Source organism: Litorerythrobacter xanthomarinus (genome assembly GCF_046254955.1).
GTDB lineage: Bacteria > Pseudomonadota > Alphaproteobacteria > Sphingomonadales > Sphingomonadaceae > Qipengyuania_C.
The window spans coordinates 526,578-540,535 of sequence record NZ_JBJXRG010000001.1; the positions used below are offsets into that span (position 1 = coordinate 526,578).

Annotated in this window: 17 protein-coding genes and 1 tRNA gene; 8 read left to right on the plus strand and 10 right to left on the minus strand. The window is 61.4% G+C overall.

The genetic code is table 11. The features are described 5' to 3' along the window. Positions 1-8: 8 nt before the first annotated feature. Entirely contained in the window at positions 9-2,204 is a 2,196-nt protein-coding gene (locus tag ACEWMW_RS02720) for a TonB-dependent receptor (protein ID WP_409413594.1), read from the minus strand. A 167-nt stretch (positions 2,205-2,371) separates the two neighbouring features. On the opposite strand from ACEWMW_RS02720, the gene ACEWMW_RS02725 reads away from it, so the two are divergent. Next, the gene (locus ACEWMW_RS02725) at positions 2,372-3,553 is read left to right on the plus strand and encodes an amidohydrolase family protein (protein WP_409412354.1); all 1,182 of its coding nucleotides are present in this window, start codon (positions 2,372-2,374) and stop codon (positions 3,551-3,553) included. 14 nt (positions 3,554-3,567) lie between these two features. Here ACEWMW_RS02725 and ACEWMW_RS02730 read toward each other — a convergent pair. Beyond that, positions 3,568-3,642: transfer RNA gene (locus tag ACEWMW_RS02730), tRNA-Gly, on the minus strand. Positions 3,643-3,861: 219 nt separating this feature from the next. On the opposite strand from ACEWMW_RS02730, the gene ACEWMW_RS02735 reads away from it, so the two are divergent. The 4 genes from ACEWMW_RS02735 (at position 3,862) to ACEWMW_RS02750 (ending at position 6,547) form a co-directional block, all read left to right on the plus strand. Next, entirely contained in the window at positions 3,862-4,785 is a 924-nt protein-coding gene (locus ACEWMW_RS02735) for a tetratricopeptide repeat protein (protein WP_409413595.1), read from the plus strand. An 11-nt stretch (positions 4,786-4,796) separates the two neighbouring features. Then, complete coding sequence (locus tag ACEWMW_RS02740) at positions 4,797-5,402, plus strand: LON peptidase substrate-binding domain-containing protein (protein ID WP_409412355.1); 606 nt, start codon at positions 4,797-4,799, stop codon at positions 5,400-5,402. Positions 5,403-5,474: 72 nt separating this feature from the next. Next, positions 5,475-6,128, plus strand: coding sequence for a TetR/AcrR family transcriptional regulator (locus ACEWMW_RS02745; RefSeq protein WP_409412356.1), 654 nt, complete (start codon positions 5,475-5,477; stop codon positions 6,126-6,128). Next, positions 6,125-6,547 carry an MAPEG family protein gene (locus tag ACEWMW_RS02750; protein WP_409412357.1) on the plus strand — a complete coding sequence of 141 codons (423 nt, stop codon included), beginning with the start codon at positions 6,125-6,127 and terminating at the stop codon, positions 6,545-6,547. The genes ACEWMW_RS02745 and ACEWMW_RS02750 overlap by 4 nt, the downstream gene beginning before the upstream one ends. Here ACEWMW_RS02750 and ACEWMW_RS02755 read toward each other — a convergent pair. From ACEWMW_RS02755 to argB, 5 genes are all read right to left on the minus strand, one after another. Further along, positions 6,544-7,167: a MarC family protein gene (locus ACEWMW_RS02755; RefSeq protein ID WP_409412358.1), complete on the minus strand. Its 624-nt coding sequence runs from the start codon at positions 7,165-7,167 to the stop codon at positions 6,544-6,546. The two genes, ACEWMW_RS02750 and ACEWMW_RS02755, sit on opposite strands and share 4 nt — an antisense overlap. Positions 7,168-7,184: 17 nt before the next feature. After that, positions 7,185-7,955, minus strand: a complete 771-nt coding sequence (locus ACEWMW_RS02760; protein ID WP_409412359.1) for a hypothetical protein — start codon at positions 7,953-7,955, stop codon at positions 7,185-7,187. Positions 7,956-7,983: 28 nt separating this feature from the next. Then, on the minus strand, positions 7,984-8,877 hold the full coding sequence (folD, locus tag ACEWMW_RS02765; protein ID WP_409412360.1) for a bifunctional methylenetetrahydrofolate dehydrogenase/methenyltetrahydrofolate cyclohydrolase FolD: 894 nt from the start codon (positions 8,875-8,877) through the stop codon (positions 7,984-7,986). Continuing rightward, positions 8,874-9,167: a YggT family protein gene (locus tag ACEWMW_RS02770; protein WP_409412361.1), complete on the minus strand. Its 294-nt coding sequence runs from the start codon at positions 9,165-9,167 to the stop codon at positions 8,874-8,876. The genes folD and ACEWMW_RS02770 overlap by 4 nt, the downstream gene beginning before the upstream one ends. Before the next feature lie 93 nt (positions 9,168-9,260). Then, the gene (argB, locus tag ACEWMW_RS02775) at positions 9,261-10,157 is read right to left on the minus strand and encodes an acetylglutamate kinase (protein WP_409412362.1); all 897 of its coding nucleotides are present in this window, start codon (positions 10,155-10,157) and stop codon (positions 9,261-9,263) included. 195 nt (positions 10,158-10,352) lie between these two features. Here argB and ACEWMW_RS02780 point away from each other — a divergent pair, with 195 nt between their 5' ends. Continuing rightward, positions 10,353-10,697 carry a BufA1 family periplasmic bufferin-type metallophore gene (locus tag ACEWMW_RS02780; protein WP_409412363.1) on the plus strand — a complete coding sequence of 115 codons (345 nt, stop codon included), beginning with the start codon at positions 10,353-10,355 and terminating at the stop codon, positions 10,695-10,697. Positions 10,698-10,778: 81 nt separating this feature from the next. On the opposite strand, the gene ACEWMW_RS02785 is transcribed toward ACEWMW_RS02780, so the two are convergent. Next, entirely contained in the window at positions 10,779-11,300 is a 522-nt protein-coding gene (locus tag ACEWMW_RS02785) for a DsrE family protein (protein WP_409412364.1), read from the minus strand. A gap of 197 nt (positions 11,301-11,497) precedes the next feature. Further along, positions 11,498-12,400, minus strand: coding sequence for a sulfotransferase domain-containing protein (locus ACEWMW_RS02790; protein ID WP_409412365.1), 903 nt, complete (start codon positions 12,398-12,400; stop codon positions 11,498-11,500). A 99-nt stretch (positions 12,401-12,499) separates the two neighbouring features. Between ACEWMW_RS02790 and ACEWMW_RS02795 the strand changes: the two genes are divergently transcribed. Next, positions 12,500-13,069 carry a thermonuclease family protein gene (locus tag ACEWMW_RS02795; RefSeq protein WP_409412366.1) on the plus strand — a complete coding sequence of 190 codons (570 nt, stop codon included), beginning with the start codon at positions 12,500-12,502 and terminating at the stop codon, positions 13,067-13,069. 92 nt (positions 13,070-13,161) lie between these two features. Beyond that, entirely contained in the window at positions 13,162-13,557 is a 396-nt protein-coding gene (locus ACEWMW_RS02800) for a DUF4870 family protein (RefSeq protein ID WP_409412367.1), read from the plus strand. Between the two features lie 26 nt (positions 13,558-13,583). On the opposite strand, the gene ACEWMW_RS02805 is transcribed toward ACEWMW_RS02800, so the two are convergent. Then, positions 13,584-13,838, minus strand: coding sequence for a YdcH family protein (locus ACEWMW_RS02805; RefSeq protein WP_409412368.1), 255 nt, complete (start codon positions 13,836-13,838; stop codon positions 13,584-13,586). Positions 13,839-13,958: the final 120 nt, after the last annotated feature.

A 13,958-nucleotide genomic window follows, 5' to 3' on the forward strand; every position in this document is an offset into this window, starting at 1 on the left:
GCAACGAGCTAGAAGCTCGCGCGCGCGCTCACCTTGAAGTTTCGTCCCGCCAGCGGGACGAAGTCCTTGGTGAAGCTCGCGTGGCGGCGCCCGGTGACATCGAAGATGTTGTCGGCCGACAGCACCAGCGCGATCGTGTCGCGTTCGAACGGCCGCCACGTCAACGAAGCATTGACTAGCGTAAAGCTGTCCGTCGGCGTCTCGAATTCGGCGACCCGATTCTGGCTATCGAACCATTGCACTTCGGCGCGCAGATCGAACCGGTTGGTTTCCATATCGAGTGCCCCCAGCAGGCTGAGCGGCGGGATCTGCGGCAGCGGTGTGCCGTCATCAAGCTCGGCGCGGACATATTCGCCGCGCATATCTGCGGTCAGGCCGACGGAGCCGCTTTCGTAGAACAGATAGCTGATTTCGCCTTCGATCCCGAAGTAGTCGGCATCGTCCTGCAGGTAGATGAACACCGGCAAGTCGTCTTCTTCCTCGCCGGTCTCGGAGAGATAGATGTAATTGTCGAACCAGTTCTTGAATACGGCGAGTGAAAATTCTGCGGTGCCAATCTTGCCGCGCGAGAATAGCTCAACGCCCCAGGCCCGCTCGATTTCGAGGTCCGGATCGCCGATCTCGAATGCCTGCGTGGCGATATGCGGGCCGTTGGAAAACAATTCCTCCGCGCTCGGCGCACGCGCCACGCGTGAGACATTGATCCCGCTGCGCAGTGCAAAGGGGCCATCATAGGCAAGGCCGATAGCCCCGGAGAAGGTGTCGAAATCGCGCTCGATTCGGTCACGAGTGTTCTCGACCGAGGTAGCTTCGAAACGTGCCGAACCTTCGAGCTGGATCGGGCCATTGCCGTATTCCTGCAAGGCGAACGCTGCGAGCTGCTCGGTCCGGTTTGGCGCGACATAGGCTTCCGCCCCGAAGGCGTCGAAGTCCCGGAAATAAAATTGCCCGCCCAGCGAGCCGCGCCACTTGCCGCGATCATTCTGGACCAGCTCGGCGCGCGCTTCAATGCCCTGTACTTCAAAGACCGTACCGACTTCATCACCTTCGAATTCGGTGTGCGTGTAATCGGAATAGCCCACGCGAGTGCGCAGTTTTTCGAAGGGCCCGTCACCGAGGTCGAGCTCGCCGCGTAAATCCGCGCGCCATTGCCGTAGATCGATGCTGACGGGGACGTCGCCCTCTTCCTCTTCGGCTTCCTCTTCCTCACCTTCCTCTTCACCATGGTGGTGACCGGCACCCGGGCGTCCGGGAATGCCGTAGCGCGTGTCATAGACGCCGACCGCCACGCCAAGGCTGCTGTCACCGCGGAAGAAAGAGATCCCGCCATTCGCAGTCCATGTTTCAGTGGCGCTGTTGGGAAGGATGCCACGCTGTTCGGCTGCCTCGCGCAATTCTTCAGCTTCCTCGAATTCGCCTTCTTCCTCTTCTTCGGCGGCTTCCTCGAGCAATTCCGCGCGTAAGGCTTCGGAGACGACAAAGCCGGGCACTTCGAGATCATCGCTTTCGCGCCAGGAGCCATCGACATGCACCACGAAGCCTGCGCCGATCGGTGCGTCGATCGAGGCGCCGAATTCACGCAGATCGCTCGCCGTGTCGGCACGGGCGATGGCATCGACATGGACCGGTTCATCGGGGATCCGGCGCGGGATACGCTTGTCGATCACATTGACCGCACCGCCAATGGCCTGGCTGCCGAACAGGAGAACGGCAGGGCCGCGCAGCACTTCGATGCTTTCCGCAGTCAGCGGGTCGATCGAAACTGCATGGTCGGCCGAAGTATTCGAGACATCGATAGCGCCGATCCCGTCGACCAGCACCTTGACCCGCTCACCCGAGAAGCCGCGCAGGATCGGCCGGGATGCGCCGGGCGCAAAGCCGGTGGCCGACACGCCCGGAATCTTGGTCAGCACTTCGCCTAGCTGGCCTTGCAAGTTGGCTTGCAATTCGGTGCCTTCAAGCACGCTGGTACCCGCCAGCAGGTCAAACTGGCGCAGTCCCTGCGCACTGACGACAATCTCCGCGAAGGGATCGAGCCGCCGGTCGTGCAGATCGTCGACGATCCGCTCGTCACTGGTTGCGGTGCGTTCGCTTTCGCTATCGGACTTGGAATCCTGCGCATGCGCGATGGCGGGGAAGGAGAGGACACAGCCCGCCACGATGGCGAGGTGAGAGGTCTTGGACAGAAGATTATGATACAACATATCGCTCACCTAGCAGCAAGCTTTGGAAGTGCAACACCATTCGTCGCGAGCGGACGACCTTCCGTCGAAATCAATCTTCCTCCAGAATTTGCTGGCCCGCCATTCCTTGACCGTCTCACCGACAGCCCATAGCCTCCCGATCAAGACGACCGAGGAGGGAAGGCACGATGGTCTACGCGCCAGCGACAAGAGCAATCTATGATGCGGACAGCCACATCATGGAGCTTCCTGATTTCCTGAAGAAATACGCCGACCCGGATGTGCGCGACCAGATCCCGGAGGTCAGCTATTCGGCCTCCCTTGTGACCGACGAAGAAGTGGCTGTGATCATGGATCAGGGCGGCCAGCACTCGGCGGCGCATGTGGCCGAACAGATCGCACTGGGCGACACGCTGATTGCCAAGTCGAAGGAAATCCAGGCGCTTGGCGCCTTCAACCGGGATGACCGATCGAAGGCAATGGATTTGCTCGGCTTCACGAAGCAGCTCGTCTTTTCGACCCATTCGGTCGTGCTGCCCTTCCATCCCAGCTCGAAAACTGACCCCAGGTTGCGCTACGCGGCAACGCGGGCGCACAACCGCCATATGGCCGACTTCTGCGCCGATGATGCCCGGCTGATGGGTGTCGGCATCGTTCCGCTGGATACACCCGAGCTAGCGATCAAGGAACTCGACTTCGCCATCGAGAATGGGCTAGAGGCGATCTGGGTGCCGCACCGCGCGCCGATCGGCTTCGCGCCGGGACATGTCGATCTCGAACCTTTCTGGGCCAAGCTGGCCGAAGCCGGCATACCCTTCGTGCTGCATGTCGGTGGCTCGCCATTGCAGGCGCTCAAGTCCTGGAGCGTCAATGGCCGCGCAGCCGTGCGTGACTGGATGGGCGGCGGCGAGAATGTCCGCACCAAGGATGCCGCCCTGCTGCACCAGCCGGTCGAGGCATTCCTCTCGATGATGCTAATCGACGGGCTGTTCGAGCGGCATCCGGGCCTGCGCGGCGCGGCGGTGGAATTGGGTGCTGGCTGGGTGCCAGAGCTTCTTCGACGCCTTGATTGGGTCACGAGCGTCTATAGCCGCGTCGATGAAAGCGTGCGATTCAAACGCAAACCATCCGAACAGCTTACGGAGCAGATGGGCTTCACGCCTTTCCCGGTCGAGGATGTCAGCGTGCTGATCGCGCAATCATCGCCCGACCTTTACCTCTTTTCCTCCGACTACCCGCATGTCGAAGGCGGGCGCGATCCGATTGGCAAATTCGAAAGCTATCTCGACGGCGCAGATGAGGAAGTGAAATCCCGTTTCTATACCGAGAATTTCCTGCGCATCTGGCCTGAGGCCCGCGCACACGCATAGTCCGATCGAGAAAATGGAGCGGGCGAGGCGATTCGAACGCCCGACCCCAACCTTGGCAAGGTTGTGCTCTACCCCTGAGCTACGCCCGCTCACTGGCGCTCCCGACTGATCGAGCTGTTGCCCAAGCCATCGGTGAGGAGGCGCGCGATTAGCAGTGGTCCGCGGGGGCCGCAAGCCCAAAATGGCCTCCCCGTGCCCTATAACTTGCGCCGCGCGGCGCTAGCCCTCACACTGGCCTTCACATTGCCGCGAAAGTGCCCACATGGGGCGCGACATTCTTACCGTAACAGGAGCACACCTTGGCCAGCATGGGTCTCAATATTGAAGAACAGAAGGCCGTAGACCGGTTCCGCAGCGACGTGGTCGAGCCTTCGATGACCAATCTCGTCATTCTCGATTTCTGGGCCGAATGGTGCGGGCCGTGCAAGCAGCTTGCCCCTGTGTTGGAGAAAGTCGCCGCGGATTATGCCGACAATGGCGTGCTGCTGAAGAAAGTCGATGTCGACAAGGAGCAGTTCATTGCGGCGCAGTTCCAGGTCAAATCGATACCCACAGTATATGCGATGTTCCAGGGCCAACCGGTCGCCGATCTGACGCAGGCGCGCACCGAGAGCCAGCTCAAACAGATGCTCGACCAGATCCTGGGTCAACTTCCCGTCCAACCCGGAGCGGAAGGTGCCGAAGGGCATGCGGGCCCAAGCGAAGAGGAGATCGCCCAGTTTGTCGCGATGGGCGAACAGGCATTGAGCGAAGGCGACACCGAACGCGCCGCCGGGATATTCGGGCAAGTGATCGAATTCGCGCCCACCAATGCAGCGGCGCATGCCGGGCTCATCCGCGCGCTTGTGCAGGGCGGCAAAGCCGATGAGGCCCAGTCCGTGATCGACGCGCTGGACCCTGCGATGGCTGACGATCCGCTCATCGTAGCCGCCATGAGCGCTGTGGAACTGGCCGGCACGCAGGTAGACGATGCCGAAATGGCAGCTCTGCGCGCCAAGGCGTTGGAAAACCCCGCCGATATGGAAGCGCAATTCGCCTTCGCCGAAGCGGCCTACGCCGCCAATGATCGTGATAGTGCCGCTGATACGCTGCTCGCCATGTTCGAAGCGGACCGCGAGTGGAACGACGGCGCGGCCAAGGCCAAGCTCTTGCAGATCTTCGAAGCGGTCGGGCTGGAGGATCCGTGGGTCGTCGCAACGCGCCGCCGCCTATCCAAGATCCTGTTCGGCTGACCCAGCGGAACATGAAGTTCTCAATCTTCCCCCTGTCAGGCGCGGTGCTTTATCCCGGGCTGCAACTGCCGCTCCATGTTTTCGAGCCACGCTACCGCGAGCTGGTCGGCAGCGCGCTGGCGAAAGACCGGCGGATCGCGATGATCCAGCCGCAAAAGCCATCCGAAGGCGCACCGCTATACCGGATCGGCTGTGTCGGCCAGATCGAGGACGTCGAAGCGCTGGAAGACGGGCGCTACAATATCATCCTCGATGGGGTGTCGCGCTTTCACTGGGTGCGCGAACTCGATGTCGACACCAAGTTTCGCCAGGTTGAAGGCGAACTGATCGAGGACGACGATAGCGAAGTCCTCTCCAGCATCGAGCGCGCCGGGTTCGAGCGCGAGGCACGGCGCTTTGCCGATGCGCAAGGCTATTCGGTCGACTGGAATTCGGTTGAGCGGCTGGATGATATCTCGCTCATCAACGGCGTGGCACAAATCGCACCGTTCGATGCCGCTTCCAAGCAGGCACTGCTCGAGGCGAATTCGTTGGCCGAGCGCTGCGAACTGCTGATCCAGCTGATGCAGTTCTTTGGGATGAGCGATCCTGGCGAGGAAATCATAACACTGCAGTAAGTCTCAAGAATGCGACGCGATGTCGCATCTTGGCGCTGGTGCCGCAGAAACGAACGCACTAACCAGTTGGTTATGGCCACTGTCCTAGAGCTCAATACGAAAGCGGAAACGACACGCGCCCGTATTCTTGAGTCCGCAGCCACGCTCTTCTGGCAGCGCAGCTATCACGGTGTTGCGATCGATGAGGTCGCTGCTCGCTGCGGCGTCAACAAAGCGACGATCTACCGGTATTATCTCGACAAGTCCGAACTCGCGCTCGCCGCCATCGTGCATAATGGAGAGGCGGTGATCCGTGATATATTTGAGCCCGCAATGGCGTTTGAAGGGCACGGTGACGATCGGCTGGCGTTCATTTACCACCGAATTTACTGCGCCCACGTCAGCTATCTCAAGCGCGAAGGCGATATTCACGGTTGTCCTATCGCCGGGATGGCGCTCGAATTGGGACAGGATATGCCAAAGGTTCGCGCCGAAGCGCACCGCATTTTTTCCCGCATAGGCGCTTCGATGGCGCGTATCGCCGAGTGCGAGGCCCGGCCAGATCGCGTGGATCTCCTGGCACCGGCACAGCTAGCACCCGCCTTGGTGCAGTTAATGCACGGTGCTTTCACCTCCGCGCGCCTCGAAGTTTCCCCCGCCCCAGTGCTCGATGCAGGCAATGCCTCGCTCGCCTTGTGGGGCAGTGAGGTGCGTCTCACCGATCAGATAACGAAGGACCCACAATGAACCTGCCAATTTATACCGCCGCGCTCGGGGCGTTTCTGATCCTGCTGCAAGTTGGGCTGATGCTCAGCGTCGGACTACACCGCACCAAGGGCCCGTTTATCGGCCTGGACGGGAACAAGGAATTGGAACGCAAAGTAAGGCGGCACGGGAACCTCGCCGAAAACTCAGGCCTGTTCCTCGCAGTACTCGCCATCCTCGAATTACTGGTTGGCCAGACCGCCTATGTCGCCGGGCTCTGCGCACTTTTCGCATTCGCCCGCATCATGCATGCGATCGGCTTTTCCTCCCTTGCAGGCTCGCATGGCGAAGACCTGACCGGAGGACGCAAATTGTTCGCCGGAGCCCGAGCCATGGGCGCGTTTGGTACTCTACTTACGGCTCTTGGTGCTGCGGGAGGAATAGTCTCCTACCTGTCCTAAATCCCGAAGCTGCCTTTCAGCCCATCGATCACATACTGCGCAGCGAGTGCAGCCAAGAGCACACCCAGCAGCCGCGTAATCACCGCCTCGACCTTGTCGCCCAGCAGGCGGATCAACGGCCCGGCAGCGACCAGCGCCAGCGCGGTCAGTAGCAGCACTGCACCGAGCGCTCCCAGAACGACCAGCGTTTCTTCGGTGCCTTCGGCTTCGTTCTGCAGCAGCATGACTGCGGCAATGGCGCCCGGCCCTGCCAGCATCGGCATCGCCATCGGGAAGACGGACACGTCTTCCACCTCGGCAGTGGCCGCGACTTTCTCGGCCCGTTCCTCGCGCCGTTGGGTGCGTTTTTCGAATACCATTTCGAAAGCGATCCAGAACAGCATCAGCCCGCCCGCGATCCGGAAGCTGTCGAGTTCGATATGCAGCGCGCCGAGCAATTGCTGGCCGAACAAGGCGAAGATCACGAGGATGACCGAAGCGATGAAAACCGCTCGCAACGCCATGCTGCGCTGCTGCGCGGCGTTGGCCGCCTTGGTCAGTCCGGCATAGATCGGCGCGCAGCCCGGCGGATCGATCACCACAAACAGCGTGATGAACGCCGAAATGAACAGCTCGATCATCGGCCCCGTCACTGCAACTACTCCCCACCCGAGCGCGGGAAGGTCACGTCCAGCGGGGTCTGCCAGCCGCTATAAGTCCAATAGCTAGCGACCAGGCGATACTTGCCTTCGCCATGGTGTTCCCAGCGCCAGACGAGCGTGCCGTCTCGCGAACGCCCTGCCCCCGACGCAATCCCGGCAGCAGTGTCCGCCACCGGGGAAGCGGTCAGCGGCGCATCAGCCGCCGGACAATCGGCGACGATCCCCGTAATCGAATCGATCCCTGCGACGACAATCTCGTCTTCGAGCGGAAGTGGCTGCTCAGGCCGCGGTGCGGGCTGCGGATCATCCGGACTGCCCCCATCATAAACCCAGCGATAGTCGTCATTGGCCTGCCGCTGCCACACGGTGACAAACTGGCCGACCAGGTCATTCGGATAGCGGAACCGACCGGTGCTCACCGCGAGCGATGCGTCGCAGCTCATCCACACCGCGCGCGGCGCCCATTGTACGGCGGCTTCAGGATCTTCCTGTCCGGCCAGCGCCGTTTCGATTGCGACAGGCCCATCGCGCAAATGCATCAAGCCGCCGGGTGCCGCGTAATGCCGGAAGGCAGTCCATTGCCCTTCTTCGCGCGCCATCTTGGCAAAGCCGACTTCGGCGGCGACGATCTTGCCCGGCTGCGCTTCGCCCGGCGCATTCTCGAGCGCCCGCTCGATAACCTGCCGCACCGAACGCGGCGGTGCCTTTGATGAGGCACAGGCCGAAACCATCGCCAACACCAGGACGCCGCTTACGAATCTACGCATGGAATTCTCCCGCTTTGCGCGGACTTGATCAGAGGTCGACCGGAACGTCCAGCCCTTCGTTGCGATAGGCCGCGACAAGCGAGTTGCGAAGCAGCACTGCAATGGTCATCGGGCCCACGCCGCCGGGCACAGGCGTGATGGCCCCTGCCACTTCGCTCGCGCCGCCGAAGTCGACATCGCCGACCAGCTTCCCCTTGTCCTCGCCATCGGCCGGAGGCAGGCGATTGATGCCGACATCGATCACGACCGCGCCGGGCTTGAGCCATTCAGCCTTGACCATTTCGGCGCGGCCAACCGCAGCCACCACGATATCGGCGCGGCGGACAACTTCAGGCAAATCTTTCGTGCGGCTATGCGCAATCGTCACCGTCGCATTGGCATCGAGCAGCAGCTGCGCCATCGGCTTGCCGACGATATTCGAGCGGCCGATGACCACCGCATCCTTGCCGGACAGATCTCCCATCCGGTCGGCCAGCAGCATCATGCAACCGAGCGGCGTGCACGGCACGAAACCGCTCTGGCCCACTGCCAAGCGGCCGGCATTAATCACATGAAAGCCATCGACATCCTTGTCGGGCGAGATGGTCGAAATCACGGTGTGTTCGTCGAGATGATCGGGCAGCGGCAGCTGGACGAGGATACCATCGACGCCGGGATCGGCATTGAGCTGTTCAACCATGGCGATGAGATCGGACTGGCTGGTATCCGCCGGCAGCTTGTGCTCGAAACTCGCCATTCCGGCGGCAACGGTCTGCTTGCCCTTGCTGCGGACATAGACCTGGCTGGCCGGGTCTTCGCCCACCAGCACCACCGCGAGGCCCGCCTTGCGGCCTGCCTTTGCTTCAAAGTCACCTGCATGCGTGCCGACGCGTTCGCGAAGCCCCGCTGCGAAGGCCTTACCATCGATAATTTCTGCGCTCATGCAGCGGCGATAGCAATGTTGCTCAGGACAATCAGCACGATCTGAAGCAAGATAATCAATACTAATGGGGAAAAGTCGATCGCCCCGGTGCGCGGCATGATCCGGCGGATCGGCCCCAGTACCGGCTCGAGCAGCGAATTGATCGAATTGTAGACCGTCATCAGGAACTGGTTGCCCGAATTGATCACGTTGAAAGCGAAGAGCAGGCCAATCACGAACTGGATAATGATCAGCATAACCAGCACGTTGGTCAAAAGCTCGACGATCTGGATGATGGAAAAGAGGAGCAAGTCCGAAGCCTTTCGATAGAAATTCGTGTGCGCCTTCTAGCGCAGTGAAGTGAGGTGTATCAACACCCTAAGACGCATCGGCCCGATTGGGACCTACTTTCGGATGAGAGTGCCAGCGCCGCGCGCGGTGAAAAATTCGAGCAACATTGTGTGCGGCACGCGGCCATCGAGCACCACCGCCGCATCGCAGCCCCGTTCGACTGCGTGGACGCAGGTCTCAAGCTTTGGGATCATCCCGCCAGAGATGGTGCCATCGTCTTTCAACTGGGCAATATCGGCCGGTGTCAGGTCAGTCAGAAGATTGCCCTGCTTGTCCAGCACGCCTGCGACATCGGTGAGGAGGAAGAGCCGCGCTGCGCCCAAAGCGGCGGCGACTGCGCCTGCCATCGTATCGGCATTGATATTGTATGTGTGCCCGTCCTCGCCTGCGCCGATCGGCGCAACCACAGGGATCATCCCCGAAGCGCTGGCGGTTTCCAGGATCGTGATATCGACCTTAGCCGGCTCGCCGACAAAGCCGAGGTCGATTGCACGCTCGATATTGCTGTCCGGGTCCTTGGCCGTCCGTTCGACCTTGCGCGCGGTGACCAGCCCGCCGTCCTTGCCCGAGATGCCGATCGCCTTGCCCCCCGCATTGGCGATCCATCCGACCAGCTGTTTGTTGATCGCGCCCGAGAGCACCATTTCGGCGACTTCAGCGGTCTGCTTGTCGGTTACGCGCAGTCCATCGACGAAGCTCGATTCGACCCCCAGCCGCTTGAGCATGTCGCCGATCTGCGGTCCGCCGCCATGGACGACCACCGGGTTGATCCCGACAGCTTTCAGCAGCACGATGTCTTCGGCAAAGTCGCGCGCGGCCTGCTCGTCGCCCATGGCATGGCCGCCGTATTTCACCACGAAGGTACGCCCGGCATAGCGCTGGAAATAGGGCAGCGCCTCGATCAGCGTTTCCGCCTTGGCAAGCATTCTCTTCGTATCGGCGTCGGCCATGGCCGTGGTCCCTTAGATATCGCTGCTGCCCCCTAGCCGCACCCGCCATCGAAAGAAAGTGTCACGAAGCTGGCTTCATGCTGCAGGGAAATTTCTCTGCCGACCGTAACCGGACGCACAATTGAAGCGAATGGTGGGGAGTGGGCGGCGCAATGGATACGCGGCACGCGATCTTACAACTCTTGGGAGAGAACGATGAAATCCACTTCAACCAAAGCCATGGCGATCGCGATGGCGGCCGGCCTGGCAGTCAGCGGCTGCAGCGAAGCGGGCGGCGACAACGCGCAAACGGCTGCCATCGAAGATCCGCTTGATGCGCAGCAGGTTGCCTCGGCTGAGAACCCCGATGGCGAGAAGGTGAAATGCTACGGCGTGGCCAAGGCAGGCGAGAACGACTGCGCCGCAGGGCCCGGCACAAGCTGCGCAGGCACCAGCACCACCGATTACCAGGGCAATGCCTGGAAATATGTCGATGCTGGAACTTGCCTCGATATCGAAACACCCGAAGGAAATGGCTCCCTCGAGCCCCGGGCCGCATAAGAAGCGCCATCCTCGGGTTCAGTCGCGTCGCTGCCAGCTAGTGAGTTGGCTGGTGGCGGCGCGGCGCAATCTGATGCCCGCTCAATAGGGGTTGAGGGTAAACCCGCGCCGTTGCAGCTCAGCATTGGCAACCATTGCAGCAGGCGCCATCTTCACGCCCTCTAGCAGGTCATCGTTGCCCACGCCCAGCGCCTTGGCAGCCACGCCGCAGACCCAGATCTCCGCGCCGCGCGCAGCCAGCTCGGCAATGGTATTGAAGTTGGGATTGCGGATAGGCTCGTCATTCTCGTCGAGCCCGTATTTTTCTGCATACCGCGCATCCTTCACGACATCGTAGATAGCCGGTCCGTGGACGACCACCGCGATTTGCACGCGTTCTGCTTCAACGCCGTGATCTTCCATGATGCGGTAGAAGGCGGCGGCACGCGCCAGCCCCGCGTTCTCCTCGCCCTTCTCCCCAGGGATCACATCATAGCTATGCTTCCATGTTGCATCGGCAGGAAGCTCCATCTCGTTGGTGACGGTGACTTCATCTTCCTCATGCGCGGCGAGCGGCGCGGCAACAATCAGCAGGGCAAGCGGGAGTTTTTTCAGCAATGTCATGGCGGGTTCTCCGGTTTCTGCCCTTATCGGTAGCAGCGCGCGGAGAGCAGGCAAAGAAAACCCCGCCGCACGGGGAGTGGACGGGGTTGAAGTCTGGAAGACGGATAGCCGCCTTCGGGTCGCAAGGCAGCTGCTAGGGCTTGCACCGCGCGCGCGATAGTCCTTGCGCGATCTCCTGTCCCAAGGCGGGACGGAAGCTACTCCGCGGCCAATGCGTCGATTTCCGCAGCCAGCGAGGCGTAGTCCGCATGGCCCGTCACCGGCGTAACCTTCTCTACCCACATCGCGTCGATCTGCGCCGCCACCGCCTCCGGGACCACTTTCGCATCGCTGCCCTCGGCCTGGACCTTGCTCGAATCGCTCGTCGCTGGAATGCCCAGCTTTGCTTCCATCACTTTGGCGACCATCAGATCATCGAACTTGTCCTGATGCTCGACCATGAACTCGCGGCTGGTGCGATGTTCGACCAGTTCCGCCAGTTCATCGGAGAGCTCGGCCCCGATGAATCTGGCCATCTTCTCGATCATCGCGCGCTTGTTCTTCACGCACCAGCGATAGTTCAGCAGCAGAGTATCGGCCTCTTTGCGGCGCGCGTACCAGCTGAGCAGGTGAGTAAAATAGTCGCAGCCGCCCGGCCCACCGCCGAGCCACGCGGGGAAGAACTCTTCCATCGATATCGTGCCTGGTTCGATATGCCATCCGTTCATGAATCGGTAGAACGAGACGAACGTCTCCTTGGGATCGCGCAGCGTCACGATGTAGCGCATGCCTTCGGGGAGCCGCTCGTATTCGCGGTGTGACTTGAAGCCGCGCGGCGCGGCGACCTGCTCCACGCCCATGTCGAAATCGCACAGGTAGGCCGTGTCCTCCCACGGCGTCATCCGGCTGATATCGTCGAAATCCATGTGACCGCCGGTGCGCAGCTGGTGGAACATCTGCTGCGTCATGGTGGTACCGCTCTTGGCCCATGAGGTGATGAAGACATCGCCCTCGCACGGCTGGTACGCGCGGTGATTGGGCCGGTCACCTTCCGCCATGATTTCGAACGCGCCGTCGAATTCCTCCATCGTGGTCGCGCGGCCTTCTGCCGATCTTGCCATGCCGAATGCCTCTACCTGTTTGGATTGCGGGTCGCACGAAGCGGTGCCCGCAGCAAGCCCTTGATGCGCTGGATGCAAGAATGATCTAAGCCGTTTGAGATGGTCTTCAGGAAACGTGATCCCTGGCGCAGGCGCAGAAATCCCAAGCCCGCCAAATTTCGCCGCAAGCAAAAAAGCTGGCGGCAAGCCTGGCGCGAAACGCGGCCCTTCGTGCTGCTGATAACGCTGGTGACCTTGGTCGTGATCTGGCGGACACCCGATCTCTTTCCAGTCCCCGATATGTTCACGACCACACCGGTGAAGGTCTTGGCGAAATTCACCCGCTGCGACCAAGGATACACCCGCTATTGCGTGATCGACGGGGATACGATTGCCATTGGTAGCGAGCGGATCCGCATCATGGGCATCGATACCCCGGAAGTGAGAGCGGAGTGCGAGGCCGAGGCACGGCTGGCGGATATCGCCACCAACGAGCTGCGCGACTGGCTCAATGCAGGGCCATTCATGATGCGCGGCCGAATCGACGAACCGATCGATCGCTACGGCCGCCAGCTGCGCGAGCTTTATCGCAACGAAGGCGGCTTCAACGCCTATGTCGGCCAGCACATGATCGATAGGGGAGTGGCGCGCCGGTACTATGGTGCGGGCCGAGATGGCTGGTGCGACTAAATCACCCCGCGGGGCTGTCCCCGCGAAATTCAGGGGTATTGGCCCCGGCGCAGGTTTGTGTATCTTCGCAGCAGATCAGGAGGGATCACATTATGGACGACCAGCAACAGCGCAGCCAGCCGACGCGGCTCGACAGCAGGCCACCGGCCAATTCAGGCGGGTTCGACGCCAACCGGCCAACCGTCGTCAGCCTGCTCTACCTCGCCAGCCTGCTGACCGGGATCACCGGACTTGTCGGGATCGTGCTTGCGCATGTATGGCGCGGCGACGGCAACGAGGCATGGATGGAATCGCACTTCACCTACCTCATCCGCACCTTCTGGATCGGCTTTGCAGCCAGCATTGTCGCAGCGCTGCTGTCGATCGTGCTGATCGGCTTCCTGCTGTTCCCGCTGATCGCGATCTGGTTCGCGGTGCGCAGCGTGATGAGCTTCATGAAAGCGCAGCGGCGCGAGCCGATGCCCGATCCGCAGACGCTGTTGTTCTAGGAAGCGCGGCCGAGTCTGCCGCTTCGTCAGCCGGGCGCGCGCGCCGCGTTCACGATTGCCGTAATCTCGTCGAGCAGCGCCAGCCGCTGCTTCTTCAGCGCTTCGGTGCGCTCGTCGCTGGATGCTTCGGTCTCCGCTTCGATCCGGTGCACTTCGCGGTTCACCGCGTGATATTGGTCCGCGAGGCGGACGTAGTGCGCGTCATCGCGTTTGAGCCGCGTCAGCAGGTCGCGGTCGCGCTTGAAGATTTCGGTGAGCTCGTTGGGCGTGTGCTGGGACATAAGGGCTTCTCCATCTGGTGCGGTCTTGGAGGCAGCTTAGCGCCGCCTGCGAATGCGACATTGCGCCAGATCAAATTTGGCGAGGCATAAGGCGCAATGGCGATTGCGCGCTTTGCATTT